Origin of the sequence: Streptomyces spirodelae, assembly GCF_017676385.1 — a bacterium.
Taxonomy (GTDB): domain Bacteria; phylum Actinomycetota; class Actinomycetes; order Streptomycetales; family Streptomycetaceae; genus Streptomyces; species Streptomyces spirodelae.
This window is the reverse complement of record NZ_JAFFZN010000003.1, coordinates 354928-380903: the sequence shown is the minus strand read 5'-3', so window position 1 is coordinate 380903 and position 25976 is coordinate 354928. Positions and strand designations below refer to the sequence as shown.

Below are 25976 nucleotides of genomic sequence, written 5' to 3'. Positions count from 1 at the left end.
GACCGAACAGATGGTCACGCCAGACCGGAATATCGGGTTCAGCCGCTACTCTCCGCGCATGTCCAACGCGATCACAGCCGACGGGCTGCGCAAGCGCTACGGGGAGACGCAGGCCGTCGACGGTGTCTCCCTCGAAGTACGGCGCGGCGAGTTCTACGGCATCCTCGGCCCGAACGGTGCCGGCAAGACCACCACCATGGAGATCCTTGAAGGGCTGCGCGAGCCCGACGAGGGAACAGCACACCTGCTGGGGCACCCCTCCTGGCCACGCGACCCGGCACTGCTGCACCGCATAGGCGTCCAGTTGCAGGCGTCCGCGTTCTTCGAGCGGCTTACCGCCCGCGAGCAGATACGTACCTTCGCCGCGCTCTACGGCCTCGACGAGTCCCGCGCCGACGAGATGCTGGAGACCGTCGGACTGACCGAGAAGGCCCACACACGGGAGGACAAGCTCTCCGGCGGCCAGGCGCAACGGCTGTCCATCGCCTGCGCCCTGGTGCACGACCCGGAACTGGTCTTCCTGGACGAACCGACCACCGGACTTGATCCGCAGGCCCGGCGCAACCTGTGGGACCTGCTGCGCCGCATCAACTCCGCAGGCCGCACGGTGGTGCTCACCACGCACTACATGGACGAGGCCGAGACCCTGTGCGACCGGGTCGCTGTCATGGACAACGGCCGGGTACTGCGGGTGGGACCGCCCCGCGCGCTCGTGGAGGAACTGGGAGTCGACACCCTGGAGGACGTCTTCCTCCAGCTGACGGGGCGGGAGTACCGCGAGTGAAAGCCTTTCTCAGCCTGTCGCTGGCGATGGCTCGCGGCCTGGCCCGCGACCGCGCCGCAGTGTTCTTCACGATGATCTTTCCGCTGATGTTCCTGATGCTCTTCGGTGCCCTGTTCAAGGACCAGGGGGTCGGCAAGTCCGAGATCGTGCAGGTCGGCGCCGTCAAGGTGCTCGATGACATGCCGGACAAGGAGCGCGCGGGGCTGCGGGACGTGCTCGAGGTCGAGAAGACCGACGGCTCGGCGGCGGCCCGCAAGGAAGCGCTGGAAAAGGTACGCAAGGGCGACGCGGACGCCGCCGTCTTCCAGCGCGACGGCAAGGTCCAACTACGCTACTCCGCCGCCGACCAGGTGCGCTCGGGCACCGTGCAGGGGCTGCTCGACAGCATCGTCCAGCAGGCCAACCAGCGTGCCACCGGGCAGCCGCCCGCCTTCGCGATGCACTCGGGCAGCGTGGAGGACGAGAGCACCAAACCGATCCAGTTCCTCACCCCGGGGCTGCTGGGCTGGGCGGTGGCGATGGGCGGCGTCTTCGGCTCCGCCTTCAACCTCGTCAGCTGGCGCAGGAAGCGCATCCTGCGCCGCCTGTGGCTCGCCCCGATCAACGCGCGCGCAGTCGTGGGCGCCCGGGTCGGCGTCAACCTGGTGACCGCCTTCGCGCAGACCGCCATCTTCCTGACGGTCGCCTCACTCCCGTACTACGGACTGAAGCTGACCGGCCACTGGTGGCTGTGTCTGCCGCTGGTCGCCTGCGGAACCCTGGCGTTCATGTCCATCGGGCTGCTGGTCGGCTCGTTCGCCAAGACGGAGGAGGCCGCCAACGGGCTGGCGCAGATCGTCATCCTGCCGATGGCCTTCCTCTCCGGGGCCTTCTTCCCACTGGACAGCGCACCGCAATGGGTGCGCACGGTCAGCGAGTTCCTGCCGCTGAAACACCTCTCCCAGGCGATGCAGGACGTCCTCAGCCGCGGCGAGAGCTGGAGCGCGGCACTGCCCGTGATGGGCGGCCTGCTGCTGTTCGCCGCCGTACTGACGCTGATCGCCTCCCGGCTGTTCCGCTGGGACGCGGCGTAGCGGCCCGGAGGGGGCGGGGTGGCTGTGGGCTCGTCGCAGGGCCACCCCGGTTGGTGGTCCTAGGACCACAGACCTCGCCCGCCCCGTCTGCGACCATGGACGGGTGATGGAGATTCCGCGCGGCAGTCTGGAGACGCAGACCTTCTACGAGCAGGTCGGCGGCGAGGAGACTTTTCGACGTCTGGTGCACCGCTTCTATCAGGGCGTCGCCGAGGACCCCCTGCTGCGGCCCATGTACCCGGAGGAGGACCTGGGCCCCGCAGAGGAGCGGCTGACGCTCTTCCTGATGCAGTACTGGGGCGGCCCCCGCACCTACAGCGACGCTAGGGGACACCCCCGGCTGCGGATGCGGCACGCGCCGTTCAAGGTCGACCAGGCGGCGCACGACGCCTGGCTGCGGCATATGCGCGACGCCGTCGACAGCCTGGAGCTGCCCGAGCACCTCGAGGCCCAGCTGTGGAAGTACCTCGTCTACGCGGCCGGATCGCTGATCAACTCGGCGGACTGAGCGCCCGAGCGACTGAGCAACGCACCTGGGCGCCCGGCGACCGGGCGAACGTTCCGACGGGCCGGCCCCCACCGGGGGTCGGCCCGTCGGAACGCCTCTGCGCCGCGTAAGTCAGGCGCCGGAGCCCCTGCGCGTCGCCCCGGACGCTCTCACACCGGAGTGACGCTCAGGCCCCCGCCCGCACCCGGGCGCTCACGGCGCCGTACGGCCACCGAGCCGTACGCCGTCCGCAGCCGCAGCCAGGCGCCGGACTCCAGCAGCACCGCAGGCTCCGTGCCGCGCAGAAACCCGAGCGCGTGCGCCGCGTGCGCAGCCCGCAACGGCAGCCGCGTACGCCCCAGCGGACGGGACCAGATCTCCTCGGCGAGTGCGTCCAGCGTCTGCCTGCCGCGCCGCTCGGGCGGCAGCTTCTCGGCCCGTTCGCGGAACTCGCCGACTGCGGCGGCAGCCACCGAGCCCACCGCGTCCACCGGCACCCGGGCGAACTCCTGCCAGCCGCCGCGCGGCGGCAGCACGCCCGCCCAGGACGGCCCGGTGACGGCCTTCGGCACGCCGACGGCCTCCCGCTCCTCCTCGACCAGCTCCAGCAGTTCACCGGCCGCCACCGTCACATCCAGCTCGACCGGCTCCAGCAGCCTGCCCGTCCGCACGGCGAGCACCTCGAACCGGGCGGGTTTGGCGAACACCGCAGCCACGCCGCCGCCCGCCTGGATGCGCACGGCGGCGTTCTTCTCCCAGCGCACCAGCCGCTCCAGGAAGGCGGCCAGCCCCGCCGCCTCCCCAGGGTCGGCGAAGACGAGCCGGTCAGCCGCTGTGGCTGTCATCGAAATAGCCCTCCAGGAAGGAGCGCTCGGCCGCCGACAACCGCCGCAGATGGCCCTCCTTCAGGTTGTACGGAACCACGACCGTCCGCGCCCGCACATACGGGCCCGACTCGGCCGCCTCGTCCGTGATCTCATAGCCGAACGTGACCGAAGCGGCAGTCAGCTTCTCCACCCACAGCTGCACCGTCACCGGGTCGGCCTGGTGGACGAGCTGCCGCAGATAGTCGATCTCGTGCCGGGCGACGACGGTGCCGCCGGTGAACGCCTCCGGGTCCGTCCGACGCGCGGCCCGGGTCAGGAAATCGATCCGGGCCTCCTCCAGATACCGGAGGTAGACCGCGTTGTTGACGTGCCCGAAGGCGTCCATGTCCGACCAGCGCAGCGGGCACCGGTAGCTGTGCCGCACCCGCTCAGCTCCGGGTGAGCTTCTTGTACGTCGCCCGGTGCGGACGCGCCGCGTCCGGACCCAGCCGCTCGATCTTGTTCTTCTCGTACGACTCGAAGTTGCCCTCGAACCAGAACCACTTGCTCTCGCCCTCGTAGGCGAGGATGTGGGTGGCCACCCGGTCCAGGAACCAGCGGTCGTGGGAGACGACCACGGCGCAGCCCGGGAAGTCGAGCAGCGCGTTCTCCAGCGAGGAGAGCGTCTCCACGTCCAGGTCGTTGGTCGGCTCGTCCAGCAGCAGCAGATTGCCGCCCTGCTTGAGGGTGAGCGCCAGGTTCAGCCGGTTGCGCTCACCGCCGGAGAGCACACCGGCGGGCTTCTGCTGGTCCGGGCCCTTGAACCCGAACGCGCTCACATAGGCGCGCGAGGGCATCTCGACCTGGCCGACGTTGATGTAGTCCAGCTCGTCGGAGACGACCGCCCACAGCGTCTTCTTCGGGTCGATGTTGGCGCGGCTCTGGTCCACGTAGGAGATCTTGACCGTGTCGCCCACCTTGATGGTGCCCGAGTCGGCCTCCTCCAGCCCCTGGATCATCTTGAACAGGGTGGTCTTGCCCGCGCCGTTCGGACCGATCACACCGACGATGCCGTTGCGCGGCAGCGAGAAGGACAGGTCGTCGATGAGTACCTTGTCACCGAACGCCTTGTGCAGGTTCTCGACCTCCACCACGACATTGCCCAGCCGCGGGCCCGGCGGGATCTGGATCTCCTCGAAGTCCAGCTTCCGCGTCTTCTCCGCCTCGGCCGCCATCTCCTCGTAGCGGGTCAGCCGGGCGCGGGACTTGGCCTGCCGCCCCTTGGCGTTGGAGCGGACCCACTCCAGCTCCTCCTTGAGGCGCTTCTGGCGCTTGGCGTCCTTCTGCCCCTCGACCTTGAGGCGGGCCTGCTTCTTCTCCAGGTAGGTGGAGTAGTTCCCCTCGTAGCCGATGGCCCGGCCGCGGTCCAGCTCCATGATCCAGCCGGCCACGTTGTCCAGGAAGTACCGGTCGTGGGTGATGGCCACCACGGTGCCCGGGTACTTCGCCAGGTGCTGCTCCAGCCACTGCACCGACTCGGCGTCCAGGTGGTTGGTCGGCTCGTCCAGCAGCAGCAGGTCGGGCTGCTCCAGCAGCAGCTTGCACAGCGCGACGCGGCGCTTCTCACCACCGGAGAGGTTGGTGACCGGCCAGTCGCCGGGCGGGCAGCCCAGCGCGTCCATGGCCTGCTCCAGCTGCGCGTCCAGATCCCAGGCGTTCGCGTGGTCGAGCTTCTCCTGGAGCTTGCCCATCTCCTCCATCAGCTCGTCGGTGTACTCGGTCGCCATCTGCTCGGCGATCTCGTTGAACCTGTCGAGCTGCTGCTTCGTTTCCGCGACACCGTCCTGGACGTTCTCCAGCACCGTCTTGGACTCGTCCAGCGGCGGCTCCTGCAGCAGGATGCCCACGCTGTAGCCCGGCGACAGCATGGCGTCACCGTTGGAGGGCTGCTCCAGACCCGCCATGATCTTGAGCACGGTGGACTTGCCCGCGCCGTTGGGGCCCACGACACCGATCTTCGCGCCGGGCAGGAAGCTCAAGGTGACGTCGTCGAGGATCACCTTGTCGCCGTGCGCCTTGCGCGCCTTGCGCATGGTGTAGATGTACTCAGCCAAGAGGAACCGTCCGGCAATCTGTAGGTAGTCGTACGCGGCCAGGCCGCGCGGGTCGTCATGCGGCAGCGCGCCGCGGGTTGAAGTGCGGCCGCACCACGTAAGGCATACGCACCCCATCTTGCCGCACCGGGGCCCCGCCCCGGAAACCGCATCTGGGCCGGGGGCCGGGAACAGCCACCGGGGCTCGGCGCCGGGAAGGGTCCGCTGGCCGCTCCCGGCGCTGCGCGGAGACGGCTCGGGAGTGCGCGGAGACGGTGCGAGGTGCGCCGAGACGGTGCGGAAGGGGTGACGGACGCGGCCCGGAGCAGCAGTCCGTCACATTCCGTCGAGCTCCCGTCACAGTGCTTCGGTCGTACTCCCGCCACTGGGCGGTGGGACAGGGCGGGCCGCTGCTGTCAGTGGCGGCGGCGCAGGATACGGAGGGTGGTCACCCCCACGGCGAGGAGACCGATCGCCAGGGCCGTGAACAGCCGGGTTCCGCCACCGCCCGTCTCGGCCAGGTCGCCCGTCCCCGCCGCTGCGGCTCCCCCGCCGACCGTCGCGGGCCGCTCCACCGTCGCGGCCGCCTTCTGCTGGGTGAGCCCGCCCCCGGCGGCGGAGGTCGTGCAGTCCAGGACACCGCTGAACGTCTTCGCGTACCCGTTGGGCCCGCGCACCGGAATCCGGTACGGCTGGTCCTCGGCCACCGGTACCGTCACCGTCCCGCGCTTGCCCTTCGCGATGTCCTCCCGCTGCTTGCCGACGCGCAGCGGGAAGGCGGTGTCACCGCTGTTGAGGACGGTGATGTCCACCCCGGACCCGTCGCAGTTCTCCGAAGCGGTGGTGGCGGGCAGCGGTCCGCGTGCGGCCCAGTTGACGGCGGCGGTCGCGGAGACGGTGGACTGGCTCGACCCGGCGACGATCTGGGCCTGCCCCCGGCCGCGCTCCCCCGCGCCGGTCAGCACCCGGCCCACCGGCACCTTCGTGGCCGTCTGCGCGGTCAGCGAGGCGCTCCCGGCCTCGACCCCCTCGGGCAGGGCGAAATAGAGCTTCGTCCCGTTGTGGGCGGTGCGGACCCGCTTGCCCTTCCCGTCGACGATCCGTACCCCCTGGGAGGCGGCGCGCGGCCCGGGAGCCACGCTCACCGCGGCGGCCTTGGTGCGGACCGTCACAGGCCCTGGGCGCTCGCCGCTCTTGCCGGAGACCTCGGCCTTGTCGAACGTGAGCGAGGGCCCCGGCTCGCGCATGGAACGGGCCTTCTTCACCAAGTAGGCGGCGAGTTTCTGGGCGGAGGGGTCGGCGGCGGTGATGAGGGGGCGCTTCGGGGGGCCCTCCCCCCTCCCCCCATCCCCCACAACCCCCCGTGCCCCGTTCTCGGCGAACCTCCAGATGGCGACCTGCGTCCCGGCAGCGGCCGTCTGCGGGGTGAGCCGCTTGGCACCCGCTGACTTCGCCAGCGCCTGGAGGTCGTTGCGCCGCGGATAGGAGTGCTCCACTATCCAGCGGATCTTCCCGGCGTTGCGGTTGCCCGACAGCGACGAGGACTTCCACTCCCCTTCGGCGTAACGCGACTGCTCCTGTATCGGGTTGAGCGCGTCGAGCCCGTAGGTCTGCAGCGTGCCGCCCCCGTCGACGGACATCTCGAACAGCCCGGCGCCGACCTTCTGCTTCTCGCCGCCCACGGTGACGACCGCCTGGTCGCTGGTCCGAAGACCGTTGAGCGTGGCCATCGCACCGCTGCGCTGCTCGGGTATGCCGCCGGCGAACGCTCCTTGGGCGGCGGGCGCGGCAGCAGACCGCGTCGCCGCATCGGCTGCGGCCGCCGGCCCGCCGCTCCCCGCCACGCCGGTCGCACACAGCCCGGTGGCCGCCGCGACAACGGTGAGACGGCGGACCGCCCGCACGCGTACAGAAGTCATGGTCTTCCCCTCTTGGCAGAACCTCCCCCCGGCCGCGTCGCCCACGTGCCGCTGGTCCACCGCAAAGCTCTGAACCCCCTGGTCAATACGGGTGGGATCGTAAGGAGGGGAACGGCGCGCAATCCCCATGATTCACGGTGGCCACACATTCCGACTCGCAATCGTTATCGCCGAATCCGGCGGACCGGGACGATCAAGACGCACCGTGCTGAGCTGGAACGCCTCCTTCCGCTCCCTCTTCCGCCTCCCTGTCGGGCACCTCGACCGGCGCCCCGGCCGCTGCCCCGCGCGGCGAGGTGGCCGGCTCGTCGCCCGCCGCCCCGAACGGGGGCAGCCCGGCCGTCTCGACCGGCGGCCAAGCCGGCGCCGGACCCCGGGTCAGCTCCGGGTTCATCCTGGAGACGCGTACGAAGGCGGAGGTTCCCCGCGCCAGGTCGTGCCCGACCGTCGAGGCCATCAGATCCGCCGTCAGATACCGCCTTCCCTCCCGCTCGTCCTCCACGATCCGCAACTGCCCCCTGACGACCACCGGTTCGCCGCGCGCCACGGAGGAGGCCACATTGGTGGCCAGCCCCCGCCAGGCCCACACGGTGTAGAAGCTGGTGGACGCGTCGGTCCAGCAATCCTTGTGCCTGTCGAACCGCCGGACGGTGCTGGCCAGCCGGAACCTGGCGACGGGCACCCCCGACTGCGATGTCCAGTGGTCGACCTTCGTCGCCACGTTTCCCGTCACCGTCACATACGTCTCGTTCATCCGGACCTCCCCCGGGCCGCAGCCGGTTGCTGCCTCGGGACACCGCGTCGGTGTCCCGTGCGGATTCCAGAGTGGGGGCGGAAGCGAGGGAGTGGGGGAAGAAATTCTCAGCTGTGGATTACTCGGAGGTTGTGCACAACTCGGTCACTCCTGTGGGTGATTCATTCCCGGGGTGCACCGGCGCGCCGCCCGCCTCCCCGGCGACCCGCACCGCGCCCGTCTCCGCGACGGCACCCGCCGGACCTGTGGCACCAGTTGCTCCTGTGACTTCCGTAGCTCCTGTGATGCATGCGCCCGCTGTGCCCGCACCCGCGCCCGCACCACCCGTCACTCCGGCTGCCGTGCCGGTCCCACTCGCCGTGCCGACCGTGCCCGCCGTGCCCACAGCACCAGCCGTGCTCGCGGTGCCCGCGCCCCCCGCGGCCATGTCGCCCGCGGCAGCCGCGACGGCCGCGGCCGCGGCATCCAGCGCGCCCACGGCCTCGGCGACTTCGGCGGCTCCCGCAACCCCCGCGGCCCCTGCCGCTCCTGCGGCTCCCGGGGCTCCCACAGCCCCTGCCGCTCCCACGGTTCCGCCGCCGTCCACCGGCTGCTCCGGCACGGCGGTTCCCACCGCACCGGCCGCGACCGCGTACTGCTCGCGCACCTGCCGGTACCGCAGCAGTTCGGCGGCCACCGGCTCCAGCACCCGGGTCCGGCCGCAGCACGCGGCCAGCTGGCGCAGCCTGCGCTCTTCCTCCAGCCCGTATGTCCGCGCAGGTCCACGCGCGGCCCTGCGGCACGCCCACGCGAGTACCGGACCCGCCAGAGTGGCCGTCACGAAGAACGCTCCGGGCAGCAGCACCGTCCGGTCGACTCCGCCTGCGAGGACCACGACCACCACCGCCCAGACGGCTCCCACCGCCTGGAGGGCGAACAGCAGCCACTGGCCGGCGAGAGCCGCGGTGTGCCAGGTCGGGCGCGGCACCCGGGCCAGCGCCCCGCCGACACGTCTGCTCGCGCCCGCGCCCCAGTGCGCGCCCGCCGCCGCACTCGACTCCGCATGCTCGCCCGTGCCCGGGCCCGCGCCCGTACCCGCATCATGGCCCGCGCCGACGCCGGTGCTGTACGGCGGCTGGTCCGGTACGTGCGCCGATGCCGCCACCGGGGCACCCGCCGCCCCGGCGGCCGCCTCCGACAGCGCACCTCCCGGCCCGGGGAGGGTGGCGCCGTCCGCCCGCTGCTCGTAACCGCCGCTCCAGCCGGCCGATACTTCGGCAGAGGGCTGCTGGCTGGGCACGGTCGGCACACCCGCCGTAGCTGTGGCTGCGGCTGCGGCTGCGGCTGCGGGCGTGGCGGCCCTCGACGGCGAGGCGGCATCCATCCCCAGGGCGACGTCCGTCATGGACGCCGTGACCGCCGCCGTGCTCGCCGCCTCGGGACCGGAGGCACACGCCTCCATGACCTCGTCCAACACCTCGGGCAGCCCGGCGGCGCCGCGCCGCGCCGACTCCCGTACGGTGCGCGCCCAGGGGCCGGGGAGCCCGCTCGCCGCCGCGTCCGCCAACTCCCGTACGGCTTGCGCCACCACCGGCCGGGCGGCCAGCGGCTGCTGCAGCGTTCCACGGCGGGCCGAGGACGGGGCGCCGACGGTCTCCACCCGCTCCCCCGCAGCCGTCTGCGACGGCTCGTCCCTCTCCTGGGACGGCTCGGCCGGTTCCCTCTCCTGGGTCGGCCTGGAGGCGTACCAGCGCAGTGCACGCACCCAGGGGATGCCGGAAGAGTGCTCGGCCTGGCGCAGCCACGCCCGTTCGGCTGCCTGCCCGGCGGCGGCCGCGCCCACGGCGACGGCGAGGCGGTCCTCGAAGTCCTCCCGTGCGTGCTCCGTCAGCCCGATGGGTCCCTCCTCGATACCGGGCCCCGGCTCGACGTAGACGGGGTGCAGCCGCTCCATGGCACGGTCCAGGTCGGCGGTCAGCCGCAGGACGGCAGCGCGCTGCTGCGCGACGAACTCGCCCAGTTCCTCCCGCAGTACGTCGATGCCCTCGTGGGTGAGGGAGGAGGCGGACAGGACGACCGCGCCCGGCTCACCGTGCTCGCCCAGCGCCATTCCGTCCTCGTCCAGCAGCCGCCGCAGGTCGTCCAGGACCGCGTCGACGGCGTGCCGGGTGAGCCGGTCCGTCTGGTTGAGGACGAAGAACGTGACCTCGGCGTGTCCGGCGAGTCTGCGCAGATAGCCCTCGTGCAGCAGCGCGTCGGCGTACTTCTCCGGGTCGACCACCCACACCACCGCATCGACCAGTTCCAGCATCCTGTCGACCTGTTCGCGGTGCCCAGGTGCGACGGAGTCGTGGTCGGGCAGGTCGACCAGGATGAGGCCGCTCAGTGTGCCGTCGTGCGTACGGTGACGTGCGTGCTGCGGAATGCCCAGCCTGTCCAGGAGTCCGTCCGGCCCGCCGTCGCTGTACCGTCCCGCCTCCCAGGTGCAGGCCACCGGTGCCGCGGTCGTGGGGCGGCGCATCCCGACCTCCGAGAGCCGCCCCCCTGTCAGAGCGTTGAACAGGGAAGACTTTCCGCTGCCTGTCGCACCCGCCAGAGCGACCGTCGTGTAGGAACGGGGCAGCCCTCTGCGGGCGGCCGCCTCGTCCAGTACCTTCCCCGCTTCCGCGAGCACCTCGGCATCGAGCCTGGTGCGGGACAGTCCGACGAGTTCGCTCAGCGCGGCGAGTCGCTGCCGCAGCACGTTCTCTCCCGCGTCACAGCGGGGGTCCCTGCGGATGTCCCTGCGCAGGTCGCGACAGATGTCCCGTTCGACGCTCCTGGGGTGAGCGGTTTCCGCAGTGGCTTCGGCAGTTCGCACGGCTCCCTGCGCCTCGCCTGACTGCGCGTCGCCTGACTGCGCGTCGCCTGCCTGCTCGTCGCCTGCCTGTGCCTCGCCTGCCTGTGCCTCGCCTCCTCGCGCCTCTGTTCGCTCGACCGGACCGACGTCCTGTGCAGCGGCCCGGTGTGCTTCCTGTGTGACGTCCTTTTCGACGCCCTGATGTGCGGCTTCTGGAACGGTGTCCTGCGAGGGGTTCGGCCAGGGGGTGCCGCTCCAGGGCGAGGTGGGGGCGAAACCGGGCCTGGGGTGGTCCGCTCCCCGCTCCGAGGGGTCCGTCTCCGGGGCTGGCCCCCGCGGATTCGGCGCCCGGAACTCCTCATCCGGGACGGCAGCATGCTCAGCGGGCTCCGGGTAGCTGTGGTGCTCAGCCGGCTCCGCGTAGCTGTGGCGCTCAGCCGGCTCCGCGTAGCTGTGGTGCTCAGCCGGCTCCGCGTAGCTGTGGCGCTCGGCGGGCCCCGCGTAGCTGTGCTGTTCGGGGGGTTCCGCGTAACCGTCGTGCTCCGTGCGCGCCGCGTAGCCGCCATGCTCTACGCGTTCCGTGTACGCCCCCTGGCCGGAGGGCTCCCTCTGCGTGCCGTGCTCGGGGGGCTGATCGGCGTGCTCCGCGTGCGTGCCGTGCTCCGCGTACGGTGCGCCGTGGTCGGCGTGCTCGACGCGTGCCCTGCGAGCGATGACCCCGTCGTCCCAGGCGGGTTCGGACGCGAACGCGTAAGCGGGTACGGCGGGTACGACAGGTACGGTCGGCGCCTCCTGCCACACCTCCCGCCGTTCATCCTGTCGTCCGTCCCGACGGGGGGTTCCAGGGTCGTCGGAGGGCTTCGGTTCCGCGTCCGCGGCGACGCCGACGCCACCGCCCTGTTCGCAGGTCGTCTGCGGCTCACCCTGTCCGACCGGTTGACCCACCGGTTGACCGACCGGTTGCCCCGGTACGCGTCCGTTCTCGTACGTATCGAGGTCGGCGGGTGCGGTCTCGGACTGCTGGCGCGGCAGGTCGGCGGTGGCGGGGTGACGGGCCGCAGCTGTGTCCGTCTCGTTCCGCTCGGGGGACTGCCGGGGCGGGGTGTCCTCGCCGTCCAGGCTGAGTTCGAGCTGGCCTTCAACGGGCTCGCTGTGCGGACCGACCCAGACGTCGGGCCAGTTGGCGCGCCAGCGCTCGAACCGCTCGGGCGGCTCGCCCGCCGCCGGGTTGGTGGCATCGGTGGACGTCACTGCGGTCACCTCTCCATGTGCGCGCTTTGCAGACCGCGCGCGCCGTCCTGGCCGAGCGGGGCGCGCGTCGGCGGGAATTCACGGGCGGTCACGTCCGTCCTGTTCAGCTCCTGCGGCTGGTGGAGATCGCGCAACTGGTGCGGCTCGTGCAGCCCGTGCGTTCTGGTGAGCTTGTTCAGTACGGAGAACGCGGCGATCAGTTCCATCTGTGGTTCGGGCCCGGCATTGAGGGCCCGCAAGGGGCCGAGGCGGATGTCGCGCTCGCCGTGCAGCACGCGCTGCACACAGTCCTCCAGTAGTTCCGCGCACTGTTCGCGCAACTCCTGGGCGCTCTCCTCGCCGAGCAGTTCCTCGAGCGCGTCGTCGGCGCCGGCTGCCCGCAGGCCGCCGAGGAGGGAGGCGGCCAGCAGCCCGGCGGCGCGTTCCACGTCCTCTTCCGAGCAGGTGGCGCGGGCGGCGGCCTGGGTCTCCTCCTCGGCCAGCTCCTCGACGCAGCGGCGCCATCTGCGCACCATCACACCGATCCGGCCCGTTGCCTCGTCGCGCTCGCTCTGGCCACCGGGAAGGAGCTGGGCGCAGCCCTCCACACCGGGTACGCCGCGGCCCAGTTCGGCGATCCGTTCGTCGGCCGCCGCGACCGCGCCGGACAGCAGGGCGGTCAGTCCGTCGGCGAAGGCGTCGAACAGTTCGTCGCCCGAGCTGTCGGTGGGGAAGCTGCGCCAGTGCTCGGCGGCGTCGCCCGCCAGCAGCTCCCCGGTGGCGATACGGGTACGCAGCCGTTTCCCGGCGGCCTCGTAGGCGGTCTCGATGTACCGGGTGAGCCGCTGTGCCGCCGCGTGCTGTGCGGCGCAGGAGCCCGCGAGTGCGGTGATCCGCGGGCGCAGCGAGGCCAGCGTTCCGTCGGCGGTACGGCTGGCGGCCGCATAGCGGGCGTCGGCGTCCCTGGCGCGCTCTTCCAGCCACTCGCGGAGTCCGCAGACGGCGGAGACGGGCAGCAGCCCGGAGCCGCCCGCGGACTCGGGCAGCTCGGGGATGGTGAAGCGGGGCACCTGTCCGAGGCCCTCGCGTTCCAGCAGCAGTCCGTACTGCGCGGTGACCTCGGCTGCCAGCTGGTGCGGCACCCGGTCGAGAACGGTGGCGAGGGTGACGTCGTACTCCCTGGCGGTGCGCAGCAGATGCCAGGGGATGGCGTCGCCGTAGCGCGCCGCGGTGGTGACGAGCACCCAGATGTCGGCCGCGCAGACCAGCTCGGCTGCCAGGTCGCGGTTGTGCGCGACGAGGGAGTCGATGTCGGGCGCGTCGAGCAGGGCGAGCCCCCTCGGGAGGCCGCTGTCGGTCTCCAGGCGCAGGACACGCCGGGGCTCGTCCCGGTCGGCGCTCTCCCAGTCGGCGTCGGGACCGGCGTCCCAGCCCGGCTCCCAGTCGGCGTCCCGGCGGGTGTTGTCCCGGCGGGTGTCCCGGCCGGTGTCCCGTCCGGCGCCCTGGACGGTGCCCTCGCCGGAGCCCCATTCGGTGCTCCAGTCGTTCTCCCAGCCGCCGGTCCGGTCGGCCGCCGTCCGGTCGCCGCGCCCGTCACCGAACCGGCCCCCGAACCGTCCACCGAACCGGTCGGCGCCGTCGGCCGTGCCGTCGCTGCTTCCGTGCGGGCCGGGAGCGCCGTGCCCTCCCCCGCCGCCGAGCGCTCCTCCGCCGCCGTAGGAGCCACCGACGCCGTGCGTGTCGTGAGCCCCTCCGTTCGAGCCGGGCATGCCCGGCGCCCCGAGCATGCCCGGCGTGCCGGTTGACGCGTCCTGCCGGGGCATCCAGACCCGTTCCAGCCGGGGAAGCACCCGCTGCCCGACGAACCAGCCCCGGTCGTCCGGGTGACAGACCAGCACCGGGGTGCGGGTAGTGGGCCGCAGCACTCCGGCCTCGCTGACCTTGCGCCCCACGAGCGAGTTCACCAGCGTCGACTTGCCCGCGCCCGTGCTGCCGCCGATCACCGCGAGCAGCGGCGCCTCGGGGGTGCGCACGCGCGGGACGAGGTAGTCGTCGAGCTGGGCCAGCAGCTCGTCCCGGGAGCGGCGGGCGCGCTCGGCGCCCGGCAACGGGAGGGGGAAGCGCGCGGCAGCGACGCGCTCCCGCAGTGCGGTGAGCGCATCGAGCAGTTCGAGCCGTACGTCCAAGATCGCCACATGGGCAGAATGCCCAATTTTGCGGCAGTTTTGAAGCCTATTCGCTGTTGCGGACGATGGAAATGGGCGCTTTCACCATCGAATGACCCCTTTCGCACCATTCACACCGCATGACCCACCTGCCACCCCGCCGCCCCCATAACGACTGCGCAACACCCGTCTCCCACGCCGCCAAAACCGCTGCGTGAATCGCACCCGCCTGCGATTATCGGGACCGCTTCACGGAACCTCCACATAGCGTCGCGGACGTGAAGCGCGCAGGACGAGCCGCACGGCCCCCTATCCTTGACCCCGCCGTGGTCACGGGGGGCGGCGAGCCCGCCCACCCGCGACGGAGGCCGGCCCCCGTAGCTCAGTGGATAGAGCAGGCGCCTTCTAAGCGCTTGGCCGCAGGTTCGAGTCCTGCCGGGGGCGCACATACCCTCTCCGCTGCGGGAACACGTGAGCGGGCCTTCGCTGTCCGGACGCACATCGCTCCGAGGGCAAGCGCCTTGACTGTGCACCATCGTGCATACATTCCCCGGTATCGGGGCTGAGTTCGGGCTGGCAGATACCTGGCTACCGCTCCTCGCCCAGCACCTGGGCAGCCGCACGTGGGTCCATGAGGTTGGACCAGGCCTGTTCGGCCGGGAGCAGGTCCCGCTCGGGCAGGGCGTACTCCGGATACCAGCCCTCAGCTTCGCAGCCGGGGACGTTGCGCAGGATCAGCACAGTCAGGTTCGGCGGTACGGAGCCGGTGATCCGGATGGCGAGGTAGGTCTCGTGGCCGTCGTCCGCACGCACCTGGAGGCCGATGGTGAAGGTGTCGAACTCGCTTGTGTGCTCACGGCCGTCGCGCAGTGTGGCGTGCGCCAGGTCCAGCAGAGCCGCCCGCAGGCGGCGCACGAAGCGGACACCGGCCTCGGCGCGGTACCGGACGTGATCCTCACGTGCGGGCAGGAGGTGAGCGGTATGCGTCACAGTCCTCAGCCCGTCGGAATGTTCCGCGTTGTAGCGAGCCCGGGCGGCGCGGCCGTCAGCCGCCAGGGCTGCATAGAAGTCATCGCCCGAGCCGTCCTCGCGCCGACCCGCCGCGAGCAGCCACGGCAGGTCGGCGTCCAGCCATACTGCGCCGCGCCACCGCTGCACCGACCTTGAACAGCACCTGATCGTCCACAGACCGAATGCGTTCGTGCTTGCCGTCCTCGTCCGCGAACTGCTCGGACGCCTTGGCAAGGATCGGGTGGTCGATATCGTCCAGTGGCGCCGTGACCGGCGGCACCGCGAGGCTCAGATCCTCGCGCAGACAGCGCAGTGTCGGGCGTGCCGGGCGCAGCGGGCCGGGTCCGCTCATTCCTCGATTCCCCCGGCCGCGTCGATCTCCTCCGCGGTCAGTCCGGTCAGCAGCATCACATCTGATTTCAGCGACCCGTCCAGCACCCTGAGCGCCTCCACCATCCCGGACCGCAGATCCTCACGGCGCTGCTCCAGATACACCCGGACCGCCTCGGCCACCAGGTCCTTCTTCGCCAGCCCCAGGAAATGAGCGCCCTGGCTGATCAATTTGTCCGTCGTCGGGTCCACCTTCAGCGGGGACTGGCGCACCGGCTTCGCCGCAGTCATCATCCACACCTCCGCTGCCATAATACCTAAATACCTCAGGTCTGTTCCGGCACCACCGCTGTGGATCGTCCTGACTCCGGCCGACGACCCTTCTGGGGTGCAGAGCACCACAGGCTCGCCGGGAAGCGCGTCGGCGAACCAGTGGAGTGCGCTTCGCACGCTTCGGCGTCGCACCCCACCGCACGACTCCGGCACGAACCGAGCTCGGCCTCCCCGCGCCCGGACGGACATTCCCCGGACGTACTGCGTCGCGCCGATCGGGCAGCCGGATGAAACCGATCAACGAGCTCGATCACGAAGAAGCCGGGGTGCCGCCAGGGCACCTCAGGCACCATGCACTCGAGCTCGTCACGCCGTGGAGTGCCACCGGCACAGGTACTCACGTCGGGCGAGGCAGGACGGGCGGTGTCCGGCCATGGATGCCCCGGAAATGACAGCAAGCGCTTTGACGGTTTTCGTTCGCGAGCGACCAGCGAAGACGCAGGTGAGCACACCGCTCAACCCCTGACGCCTTCCAAGCGCTTGGCCGCAGGTTCGAGTCCTGCCGGGGGCGCACGCCGAAGGGCTGGTCAACGCCCGGTGCCGGCGCTGCGGCGCGCTCGGCGATCCCGGTGATCTCACCGAGGAGCGGCGCGGCGACGGTGACGCGGATCTCGGCGCCGCGACCGCGGTGGTCGTAGCGGATCTGCAGGTGGAAGGCGTCGTAGAGCGCGCGCTGGACTTGGGCGGTAGATCCGCCATCCGCGTGTTCAGGTGCGGCAGCCACGCCATGCTCACGATCACACGGAGGAAGAGCCTGAACGGGGTGGCGTTCAGTCCGTGGCTCCGTCATGCCTCGCCATCAGCTCGCTGTTGACGATGACGACGTCGGGGCCGAACTTCTCCCGCATCTCGTGCTGCCACTTCAGCGACAGACTCGGCGGGCACACCATGGCCACGGACCGCGCCCGGTGTCGCAGCAGCAGTTCCTGGGGGCGGGGCCGACGGAATTCCCGGGCGGCGGGGTGGCGTCGGACGGCGGCTTGGGACCGCACGCGCTGCGTGCCCGGTTCCTGGTTCTTCCGCGCTCTCGACCTGGGTGTCCGGGGCCGCTGCCAGATCGGCTCCCAAGGCAGCGGCCCGAACACCTCGGCCTCCTCGGCCGACTCCCTCACCACCGCACCATGGCCGCGGCTGACCCGAGGCTCAGGTCAGCGGGGTGTTGGCCAGGACGCGGCGGAGGATGCCCCAGGAGAGATCGGAGTGGGTTTCGAAGAAGCCGTGCTTCCCCGTGATCTCGTGGACGTACTTGAAGCGATCACGGGAGTAGCTTTCGTCGTCTTCGCGCTCGACGGCCGTCTCGTCCGGGTTGAGGTAGACGTGGAAGCTGGCGCCGAATTCAGCGGTGGAATTCATGTAGCCAGGACCGGTGATGCCGTCGCCGCCGTCCAGTGGGCAGTACACCCGGTGCACGGCGTAGGTGTCCTTGGACAGCCAGGCGCACTGGCCGGGGGTGAGGGTGAGCAGGCCGAGTTTGGTGGCGTCCCACTCGAGGCGGTCGTAGACCATGACGTCGAGCTGGCCGGCGAGGCAGAAGACGATGCCGGTGGTGTGGCCGTGGGAGTGGATGGGCGAGTAGTGCTGGGCCGGCCAGATCTCCAGGACGACGGGGGAGCCGATGTCACCCTTGGGGTGATCGTCGGGGTGAAGGTGGCCGTGCTCGGCTGCCAGGTAGTCGTAGTCGCCCCGCCCGGTGCAGGCGACGCGAATGTAGGGCGGGTGGGAGTCGTCGTTCCCCTTCTTCTCCTGCAGGATCTGACGCAGCAGCCCCACCTTGCGACCGGGTTGTGCGGGGGCGAGATGCTTGCGCATCGCTTCGACTTCCCACGCGGACAGGCGCAGGTCCTCGGCCTTGCGCGCCAGGTCCATGACGGCCGGCGGGATCATCAGCTGGCGGGCGTACTCGTCGAAGGAGGTGGCTTGCCCGATCACCAGCGACGGTACGGCTTCGGCGCCCTTGAGACGCAGCTTGCGCTCCTCTTCCTTGGTGATGTGGAAGGGGTGTTTGACCTCGCCGGACTCCGGGGTGCCGCCGGACGGCTGGGTGTCGGTCATGCTCATGAGAACTCCCTGGGTGTTTTTGAGCGGGGGCATGGTGCATGGAGGCACCGTTTCGCGGTTGCGGCAGTGCGCGACTCCCATCGAACGAACTGCCCTCAGCGCACGTGACGGCGCCTTCCGGTCAACGGATGTGACCGCATTCCCTGAACCGGTGACACGGTTCGGCAGGCAGTCGGTGATCCGGATCGACCTGCCGCGTCTTCGGCTCTGACGGTCAGGTGGCGATGGGCAGGCGAGCACTGATGTGCCCGAGGCGCATGAGCTGCGTGGCCGCTGTGGTCGAAGAGGGCGACGGCGGTGACTCGGATCGATGTAGCCGCCTTGCAGGGACCAGGCCGGTTCTCAGGCCAAGGGATGACCTGCCGGACAAGGCCCCCCAATCTCCTCCGGACGCGAGACCGACGCGAACGGCTGGCCTGCTGAGCGTGCCCCTGTGACATGTCCCACCCCTTCCTGCGCCTGCCGTCGGATCCAACCCTGGTCGCAGTGACGGGCCCCATGGGCACCAAGAGACCTAAACTCATCCGATTGTGTGTTCAACGGAACGGGGCAGGGGCGCCGCTGCCCTCTACGGTGCCGACCGCCCCTCCTCCGGGAGGGGCTTGTCCCGGGGTGAGGCGGCGTGGGTGGGTGGTCAGCGGCGGAGGTCGTTGTAGACGGTGGCGCGGGAGACGCCCAGGAGGCCGGTGAGGGTCCGGACGGCGCCCTTGAGTTCGAGGAAGCCCTGGTCCTTCAGAGTGCGGACGAGGGTGGTCCGGTCGGCGGTGGCCAAGGCGCGGGGAGTGGCGCCGCGGGCTGCGGCGAAGGACTCGGTGACCGTGCGGAGTTCGTCCACCGTGCGGGCGTGCAGGGTCTCGTGGACAGGCGGTCGGTGCTCCTGGGTGCGCAGCAGTTCGGTGAGGCCGTGGTTGAGGGTGGACAGCAAGGAGACGTCCAGGTTGAGGCAGACGGCGGCGACATAGGTGCCCTCGCTGTTCTTGATGCCGATCGAAGTGCTTTTGGCGGGGCGGCCGTCGGGGAAGCGGTTGGGGTAGTTCTGGAGGACCTCCGGGTAGGCGGGGTCCGCGATACGGGCCAGGCCGAGTTCGGTCGCCGGATCGCCGGTCCGGCGGCCCGAGAGGTGGTTCTCCACGGTGCGCACCGCGTGGTCGGGGTGGCGCAGGTCGTGCAGTACCGCCTCGCACAGACCGGGGAACATCCGGCCGATCGCGGTGACGATCTTCTCCGCCTCCCGCAGCAGCACCTCGTCCTCGGATCCGCTCTGCGCGGCACTGCGCGGTGCACCGCGCCCGGCGTCCTCGGCGCCGCTCACCGCGCCTCCTCCAGGATGCGGGCCGTCGCGGTGGGGGCCTTGAGGGCCGAGCCGGTGAGGATCACGACCGTGGTTCCGCCCGGCGGCAGGTCGCCGCGGGCCGCGAAGACCTCGACGGCCGCCGCCGCAGTGGCGCTGGTGGGTTCCGCGTACAGGCCGGTGGCCGCGAGGCGGCGGACGGCGGAGGCGATGTCCTCCTCCGGGATCGCGGCCATGGTGCCGCCCGAGCGGCGTACGGCGGCCAGTACCTCGGGCAGCCGGACCGGCTCCTTGATGGCGGTGCCCTCGGCCGCCGTCGGCTGCCACCCGCCGGGCGGTGCGGGCACCGGCGCCTCGGCTCCGGCGTGGAACGCGGCGTGCAGCGGTGCGCAGTTGGCGGGCTGGGCGACCAGGAGGCGGGGCAGTGCCCCGATCCGGCCCGCGGCCAGCAGTTCGCCGAAGCCCAGGTCGCAGCCGAGTACGGTGCTGCCCGCTCCGGCCACCGTGACCACCGCGTCCGGGGCCCGGAACCCGAGGTCCTCCCAGATCTCGTACGCCAGGGTCTTGGTGCCCTCCAGGAAGTACGGGTGCCAGTTGTGGCTGGCGTAGACGGTGTGCTCCGCGCGGCGCAGCGCCTCGGCGGCTGTCGCGTCCCGGTCGCCGGGCACCGGCGTGACCCGGGCCCCGTAAGCGGTGGCCTGCAACGTCTTGGCCGGGGAGGTGTGTTCGGGCACCAGGATGGTGGCGTCGATACCGGCGGTGGCACAGTACGCGGCCACCGACGAGCCGCCGTTGCCCGAGCTGTCCTCCAGGGCAGCGCCGACGCCGTGGGCCGCCAGCGCCGAGATCATCACGCTGCTGCCCCGGTCCTTGAAGCTTCCGCTGGGGTTGAACCACTCCAGTTTGAAACCGACCTCCAGCCCGGCCCACCTCCGCCGCAGCAGGGGAGTGCACCCCTCCCCCAGGCTGATGGCGGGCGCCTCGGGTGGAAGGGGAAGTGCGGCGCGGTAGCGCCACAGCGAGCGGTCGGCCGTCTCGATGTCGGCGGGGGCCGGTACCTGCGCGGGCTGCGTCGGCGTGACGAGCAGCGGGCTTCCGTCGTCACCGCGCCAGCGCAGCGGGTCGAGCGGATAGCGGCGCGCCGAGCGCGGGTCGTACAGCTCTCGCCGCTCGGTGCGGGGTGAAGCGTCCACGGTGGTTCTCCTCGGCTCGCCACTTTACGGAGAGACCAAATTTAGACGCATCGTCTACTTCTCACCAGACACATCCTCCGCGCGCCACAGCTACCGGGTGCCGCGATCAGCCCACGTACTGACGGGCCGTCGAGCCTCGTTGGGCCCTCTCCAGGGTGGCCAGCCGCGCCTCGACGGGGGGCGGGACGGGGCGGCGGTGGGCCAGGACCCAGGGGAGGGCCGCGGCCGCTCTGGTGAAGGCGCGGACGCTGGCCGCGTCGCGGGGCACCGTACGGGCCAGGTGCCAGGTGCGGCGCAGCGCGGCCGGGAGCGGGCGGCGCAGCCAGGTGTACCAGAGGGTGTTGCGCAGCCCGTCGGTCCGCCTGGCCGTGGCGTCCCGTACCCGGGAGGGCGCGTGGTGGACGGTCAGTTCCTCGGCGAAGGCCAGCCACCAGCCCTGGACGGCCAGGTCGGTGGCGAGCAGTTCCTCCTCGCCGCCGAGCCACAGCCGCGGCTCGAAACCGCCCGCCGCGCGGAAAGCGGAGACCCGCAGACAGGTGGCGGCGGCCAGGAACGAACCAAGCGCTGGGCCGGGCAGCCAGTCGGGCCCGTCGACCGGGGAGTCGCGCAGTTCCGCCACCACCGGGTCCTCCGTGCCTTGCGGTTCGACGACGATCCGCGCGACCACGCCGGCCAGCCGCGGGTGCGCGTCCAGCCGGTCAGCGGCGGCCCGCAGCGAGCCGGGCTCCCACCAGGAGTCGTCGTCGCAGAAGGCCACATACGGGGTGGTGACCTGGCGTACGGCGAGATTGCGGCCCACCGCGCCCGTGTTGCGGCCCGGGCGCAGCAGCTTCACCTGCGGATGCGCGGCCCGTACGGCGTCCGCGGTGCCGTCGGTCGAGGCGTTGTCGACGACGATGACCGGGGGCTGCTCGGGCAGATCCGCGAGCAGGTCGAGGGTGCGCAGCAGTTCGTCCTTGCGGTCGCGGGTGATGACGACGACCGTGACCCGCGGGTCGGGGCCATGTCCGGCCCGGCTGCCGTCGGCCTGGTCGCGGGTGGCGGCCTCGGTGGGGTGCTCGTGCGCCTCCGTCATGCCGCTGTTCCCTCCGCTGTTCCCTCCGCCTGGGGGACGGCCTCCTCCATACCTGTCGCCTCCACCCGGCGGGCGGCCTCCTCCACCGCGCGCGGCAGCGGACGGCGGAGGCGGAGCGCAGCAGGGAGGCGGGGCAGCAGGCCACGCGCTGCGCTGCGGGCCTGCTCGTCCCGCAGCGCGGCCACGCACAGGGCCGCCGTCCGGGACAGCGCCACCGGCAGCGGCCGGCGCAGCCAGGCGATGAGCAGTTCGTTACGGCGGATCAGCGCCTGGCGGCCCGGCCTGGGCGCGTCGGCCGGTGTCCCGCCCGGGCCACTGGCCGGGGAGTACGCCGGGGTGTGCGCCGGGGAGTTCCCTGGCGACTGCGTGGGGGCGTGCGCCGGGGCGTGCCGGGCGACGACATCGGGGTGGTGGACGACCTCCCAGCCCGCTGCCGTCAGGTCGTAGGCCAGCAGGGTCTCCTCGGCGCCGAAGAACAGCAGCGGGTGGTAGCCGCCGACGTCCAGGTATGCCTGCCTGCGGGCCACTGCGGCGCAGGCGAGGAAGCCGAGGACCCTGCGGCTGCGCGGCGGGGCGCCCTCGCCCAGCGGGGAGGTCGCCAGTGCGGCGTTGAGGGGGTCGGGGCGGCCCTCGGGCCCGACGGTGATGCCCGCGGCCAGCAGGCCCGTACGGGGGTGGGCCGCGAGGAGGTCGGCCGCCTTGCGCAGCGCGCCCGGCTCCCACCAGGAGTCGTCGTCGCTGAAGGCGATGTAGGGGGTGTGCAGGGCGCGGACGCCTTCGTTGCGGGCCAGCGCGCCGCGGTTGACGGGCAGCCGCAGCAACTGCACCGCCGGAAAGCAGCGCGTCACCATGTCCGGCGTCCCGTCGGTGGAGGCGTTGTCGGCCACCAGGATGCGGGGCCGCTCCGGGAGGGCCAGCAGCTTGTCGAGGGTGCGGCCGAGGGTGTCCCGCCGGTCACGGGTGGCGATGACGACGCCGAGCCTGTCGTACAGGCCCGGCTCGGCATCGGACGCGCTGCGCGGTGCGCTGCTGCTGGTCGGAGCCGGGTCCATCGCGCCTCGTCTTCCACGCCTGTGCGCTCGTCTGCTGCCACGCCTGTGGGCCTGTGGGCCTGTGCGCTGGTCCGCGCCCGTACGCGCCCGTACGCGCCCGTATGCGCCGCCCCGCCGCGCCCCCGCCGCGCGGCTCACGGTCCGGCCCCCGAGCTCTCGGGCTCGGGTGTGCCGTATGAGGCCGAGTACCCCTTTGCCCGACTTGCCCACTCCATGGTGGAAGGCCCCCGTGTGGCCCGCAACACAGGCCCCGGCACGCAGCGAGGCCCGGGCTCCGCCGTGGCGGAGCCCGGGCCCGCACGCGGAGCCGACGCCGGCTCTCAGACGGTCGCGGGTTCGGGTTCGGGCGCGGCCACCGCCGCAGTCGGCACCGTACGCGGGGCGGGCACGACCTGCAGCTTCTGCAGGGAAGGGCCACCAGCAGGCTCGGTCCGCGCGGCCACGGCGCCGACCGGCTCCGGCTCCGCCTGCGCGGCCACAGCGCCCGCGGGCTCCGTCGCCGTGCCGTACGCCGCGCGGTTCGCCGTGCCGTACGCCGGCCGCAGCCGCGGCAGTCGGACCCGGCGCTGCTGCGCCAGTTGCGCGGCGGCGGTGACCACGACGATGGCCAGGCCGCCCACGATCAGTCCGCCCCGGGCGCCCGCGGTCTCCATCAGGAGGCCGAGCAGGGGCGGGCCGATCAGGCCCCAGCCGGTGCTGGCGCTGCGCCACACGCCGAGCACCCGGCCACGCAGATGACTCGGCGGCTCGGTCTGCAGCACGGTGGTGCCCGCGGTGTCGGAGACCGACTCCACGACGGCCATGGGCGCCACCAGCAGGATCAGGAAGACCAGCGACGGGGAGAGGCCCGCCACCGCCTGCAGCAGCGCGCCGGCGGCGGCCAGCAGCGCCACATGCCGCACGGAGGGCTTGCGCAGACAGCCGGCGATCACGGCGCCGACCATGCCGCCGACCGCCAGGACGGTGGAGACGGTGGAGAACGAGCCGGCTCCGGCCGCCAGCGGGCCGGTCACCAGGACGGCCAGGGTCAGCTGGTAGTTACGGCCGAAGATCGCGGAGATACCGGTGATGGAGGCAAGAGCCACCAGACGCGGGTTGCGGACGAAGTAGGCCAGGCCCTCGCGGCTGCCGCCCCGTCCGGGAGCGCGCTTGCTCCCGACGGAGGCGGAGCCGGAAGCTGAGGCAGCGGCCCGGGCGGGAGCGGGACGCTCCCGCGCCGTCTGCGGCTCGCGCTCCTCCTTGGGCACCAGCTTCAGGAACGGGATCACCCCGGCGACCGCGAGGAACGACAGCCCGTTGACGACATAGGCGGACGCCATGCCGAACCAGGCCACGGTGGCACCGGCCGCGGCCGTGCCCAGCAGCCTTCCGGCGCTGTGCACCACCGAGCCCAGGGCGATGGCCGACGGCACGTCCTTGCGCTTGACCAGGTCGTTGCCGAGCAGCGAGCAGGCGGGGTTGTCCACCGTGGCGATGGAGCCCGTGACGGCCGCGAGCACCATCAGCAGCGGCACGGTGAGCATGCCGAAGGCGACGAAGGCGGCGGTGCTGAAGGCGACCAGGCCGAGCAGCGCCTGGCTGACCGAGGCGGTCAACTTGCGCGGCCAGGAGTCGACGAGGCTGCCGCCGACCAGGCTGAGCAGCAGGCCGGGGGCCGCCTGCACGGCCAGCGAGAGACCGGTGGTGGCGGCGGATCCGGTGAGCTGGAGCACCAGCAGGTTCTGCACCGTCAGCTGCATCCAGGTGCCGACGTTGGAGACGAGGTTGGCCGCCGACCACCAGCGCATGCTGGGGTAGCGCAGGGAACGCCACGGGCTGCGCTCGGATCGGCCGGAGCGACCGGAGGACGCGGCGCCCGCCGTGCCCGCGGGCGCCGCGGATCGGGGTCGGAAACGCTCGGCCCAGCGGGCGGCAGTCGAGTGAAGAAAAGGCATGGGGGAATCCGCGCAGGAAGGCAGGGGGCGGGGGCAGGAGAGCGGAGATCGAGAAGGGGGGAACAGGCGGAAAGGCTCGGCGCCTGTGGCCCTCAGCCATATTCACAGACCGCTTACGCCGGCTCGTCGGCCGGTGCGGTCCGCACCCGCCGAACAGCTCGTTTCCACCCGGGCTGAGCTGGGGTGAAAAGGCCCGCGTTGCCTTGCTCACAGGACGGAGCCGAGCCCGGCGGCCGGTCACGGTGCGTCAATAATTGACCTCCCTGCACAGCGGTCAATGACATCAGGTGACGGCTTGTGTAATGACCGTGGGCGGTCGGGCCCGACCACGGTCAGCAGCGCTCGGCAGCTCCTCGGTTGCGGCTCCGACCGGCGCGCCGCACGCTGAGAGAGCGAACAGGCCGGTTGTCGAAACCGCCCGCTCATTCCGCGCCGGGAGTCCGGGCGCAGAAGGCGCAGGAGAAGAGACAGAACAACCGCTCCCCTCCCCCCGAGAAAGCCCCCCGTTTCCCCGGGATCGTCTGTGCCCGAAGAGCACGGTGACCGTGACCGTAGGAGGGTTCATGGATTCACCCACCGCTGCCATACCGCAGTTCCGGCATGCCGTTGTGACCGGCGGCGCGGGCTTCCTCGGCTCACATTTGTGCACTGCGCTGCTGGAAAGCGGATCTGAGGTCACCTGTGTGGACGACTTCTGCACCGGTCGCCGGGAAAATGTGGAGCATCTGGCAGGACAGCCGGGATTCAGGCTGCTGGAAGCCGATATCAACCACCCGTTCGAGGTGGACTCCCCCTCTTCCGTCCCGCCGGATCTCGTGCTGAATTTCGCCTCCCCGGCCTCTCCCGCCGACTATCTGCGCATGCCCCTGCACACGCTGGAGACGGGGAGTTCCGGCACCCGGAACGCCTTGGCGCTGGCCCGCAGGCACGGGGCGCGCTTCGTGCACGCCTCGACCTCGGAGGCGTACGGGGACCCCCAGGAGCACCCGCAGAGCGAGCGGTACTGGGGACATGTGAACCCGGTGGGGCCGCGCAGCGTGTACGACGAGGCCAAGCGGTTCGGGGAGGCGCTGACGGCGGCCGAGGCGCGCACCCATGGCAGCAACGTGGGCATCGTCCGTCTCTTCAACACCTACGGCCCCCGGATGCGCGGCTACGACGGGAGGGCCGTCCCCACCTTCGTACGGCAGGCGCTGGCCGGTGAGGAGCTCACCGTGACCGGCGACGGGCGGCAGACCCGCTCCCTGGCCTACGTCGACGACACGGTGCGCGGCGTCCTGGCCATGGCCGGCTCCGAGCTGCTGGGGCCCGTCAACATCGGCAACCCGGACGAGATCACCATGCAGGAACTGGCGGAGCTGGTCATCGAGCTGACCGGCTCACCCTCCGGTCTGCGCTTCATCGAACGGCCCAGCGACGACCCGGCCGTGCGCTGCCCCGACATCACCCTGGCCCGCGGAAAGCTCCAGTGGGAGCCCCGCGTGACGGCCCGCGACGGACTGGAGAGGACGATCCGCTGGTTCCGCGCCCACCCGCGCACCGGCGGCTGACCCGCGGGCCCTCCCCCGCC

22 protein-coding genes and 1 tRNA gene are annotated in these 25976 nt (G+C 71.8%); 5 read left to right on the top strand and 18 right to left on the bottom strand.

Features of this window, described 5'->3' with window-relative positions:
* Positions 1-58 precede the first annotated feature (58 nt).
* From JW592_RS05875 to JW592_RS05865, 3 genes are all read left to right on the top strand, one after another.
* Positions 59-784, top strand: a complete 726-nt coding sequence (locus JW592_RS05875) for an ABC transporter ATP-binding protein (RefSeq protein ID WP_209263784.1) — start codon at positions 59-61, stop codon at positions 782-784.
* A complete protein-coding gene (locus JW592_RS05870) occupies positions 781-1857 on the top strand; it encodes an ABC transporter permease (protein WP_209263783.1) in 1077 nt (358 codons plus the stop codon). The genes JW592_RS05875 and JW592_RS05870 overlap by 4 nt, the downstream gene beginning before the upstream one ends.
* Before the next feature lie 106 nt (positions 1858-1963).
* Complete coding sequence (locus JW592_RS05865) at positions 1964-2365, top strand: globin (protein ID WP_209263782.1); 402 nt, start codon at positions 1964-1966, stop codon at positions 2363-2365.
* 149 nt (positions 2366-2514) lie between these two features.
* On the opposite strand, the gene JW592_RS05860 is transcribed toward JW592_RS05865, so the two are convergent.
* From JW592_RS05860 to JW592_RS05825, 7 genes are all read right to left on the bottom strand, one after another.
* A complete protein-coding gene (locus JW592_RS05860; protein ID WP_209263781.1) occupies positions 2515-3189 on the bottom strand; it encodes a DUF8185 domain-containing protein in 675 nt (224 codons plus the stop codon).
* The gene (locus JW592_RS05855) at positions 3170-3595 is read right to left on the bottom strand and encodes an acyl-CoA thioesterase (protein ID WP_209263780.1); all 426 of its coding nucleotides are present in this window, start codon (positions 3593-3595) and stop codon (positions 3170-3172) included. Before JW592_RS05855 ends, JW592_RS05860 begins: the two co-directional genes overlap by 20 nt.
* 4 nt (positions 3596-3599) lie before the next feature.
* Positions 3600-5264 carry an energy-dependent translational throttle protein EttA gene (gene ettA / locus JW592_RS05850; RefSeq protein ID WP_209263779.1) on the bottom strand — a complete coding sequence of 555 codons (1665 nt, stop codon included), beginning with the start codon at positions 5262-5264 and terminating at the stop codon, positions 3600-3602.
* Positions 5265-5659: 395 nt separating this feature from the next.
* Entirely contained in the window at positions 5660-7162 is a 1503-nt protein-coding gene (locus JW592_RS05845; RefSeq protein WP_209263777.1) for a thioester domain-containing protein, read from the bottom strand.
* A gap of 193 nt (positions 7163-7355) precedes the next feature.
* A complete protein-coding gene (locus JW592_RS05840; protein ID WP_209263776.1) occupies positions 7356-7916 on the bottom strand; it encodes a single-stranded DNA-binding protein in 561 nt (186 codons plus the stop codon).
* A gap of 118 nt (positions 7917-8034) precedes the next feature.
* On the bottom strand, positions 8035-10686 hold the full coding sequence (locus tag JW592_RS33540; protein WP_372446458.1) for a GTPase: 2652 nt from the start codon (positions 10684-10686) through the stop codon (positions 8035-8037).
* A gap of 1304 nt (positions 10687-11990) precedes the next feature.
* Positions 11991-14159 carry a GTPase domain-containing protein gene (locus JW592_RS05825; RefSeq protein ID WP_209263775.1) on the bottom strand — a complete coding sequence of 723 codons (2169 nt, stop codon included), beginning with the start codon at positions 14157-14159 and terminating at the stop codon, positions 11991-11993.
* A 341-nt stretch (positions 14160-14500) separates the two neighbouring features.
* On the opposite strand from JW592_RS05825, the gene JW592_RS05820 reads away from it, so the two are divergent.
* A tRNA-Arg gene (locus JW592_RS05820) sits at positions 14501-14573 on the top strand.
* 144 nt (positions 14574-14717) lie between these two features.
* Here the strand turns inward: JW592_RS05820 and JW592_RS32545 are convergent.
* The 11 genes from JW592_RS32545 to JW592_RS05770 form a co-directional block, all read right to left on the bottom strand.
* Complete coding sequence (locus JW592_RS32545; protein ID WP_229375216.1) at positions 14718-15119, bottom strand: hypothetical protein; 402 nt, start codon at positions 15117-15119, stop codon at positions 14718-14720.
* A 79-nt stretch (positions 15120-15198) separates the two neighbouring features.
* Positions 15199-15492 (bottom strand): hypothetical protein, encoded by a 294-nt coding sequence (locus JW592_RS32540; protein WP_229375215.1) that lies wholly within the window; start codon positions 15490-15492, stop codon positions 15199-15201.
* Entirely contained in the window at positions 15489-15764 is a 276-nt protein-coding gene (locus tag JW592_RS05810) for a hypothetical protein (protein ID WP_209263774.1), read from the bottom strand. Before JW592_RS05810 ends, JW592_RS32540 begins: the two co-directional genes overlap by 4 nt.
* Positions 15765-16140: 376 nt before the next feature.
* Positions 16141-16527, bottom strand: coding sequence for a hypothetical protein (locus JW592_RS05805; protein WP_209263770.1), 387 nt, complete (start codon positions 16525-16527; stop codon positions 16141-16143).
* A 46-nt stretch (positions 16528-16573) separates the two neighbouring features.
* On the bottom strand, positions 16574-16915 hold the full coding sequence (locus JW592_RS05800; RefSeq protein WP_209263769.1) for a hypothetical protein: 342 nt from the start codon (positions 16913-16915) through the stop codon (positions 16574-16576).
* 31 nt (positions 16916-16946) lie between these two features.
* Complete coding sequence (locus tag JW592_RS05795) at positions 16947-17861, bottom strand: cupin domain-containing protein (RefSeq protein ID WP_209263768.1); 915 nt, start codon at positions 17859-17861, stop codon at positions 16947-16949.
* A 634-nt stretch (positions 17862-18495) separates the two neighbouring features.
* Entirely contained in the window at positions 18496-19173 is a 678-nt protein-coding gene (locus JW592_RS05790; RefSeq protein ID WP_209263767.1) for a helix-turn-helix transcriptional regulator, read from the bottom strand.
* Entirely contained in the window at positions 19170-20345 is a 1176-nt protein-coding gene (locus JW592_RS05785; RefSeq protein ID WP_209263766.1) for a threonine synthase, read from the bottom strand. The genes JW592_RS05790 and JW592_RS05785 overlap by 4 nt, the downstream gene beginning before the upstream one ends.
* A gap of 106 nt (positions 20346-20451) precedes the next feature.
* Positions 20452-21420, bottom strand: a complete 969-nt coding sequence (locus tag JW592_RS05780) for a glycosyltransferase family 2 protein (protein ID WP_209263765.1) — start codon at positions 21418-21420, stop codon at positions 20452-20454.
* The gene (locus tag JW592_RS05775; protein WP_209263764.1) at positions 21417-22472 is read right to left on the bottom strand and encodes a glycosyltransferase family 2 protein; all 1056 of its coding nucleotides are present in this window, start codon (positions 22470-22472) and stop codon (positions 21417-21419) included. The genes JW592_RS05780 and JW592_RS05775 overlap by 4 nt, the downstream gene beginning before the upstream one ends.
* Before the next feature lie 320 nt (positions 22473-22792).
* A complete protein-coding gene (locus tag JW592_RS05770; RefSeq protein ID WP_229375214.1) occupies positions 22793-24259 on the bottom strand; it encodes an MFS transporter in 1467 nt (488 codons plus the stop codon).
* A gap of 710 nt (positions 24260-24969) precedes the next feature.
* Between JW592_RS05770 and JW592_RS05765 the strand changes: the two genes are divergently transcribed.
* Entirely contained in the window at positions 24970-25956 is a 987-nt protein-coding gene (locus JW592_RS05765; RefSeq protein ID WP_209263762.1) for an NAD-dependent epimerase/dehydratase family protein, read from the top strand.
* Positions 25957-25976 lie beyond the last annotated feature (20 nt).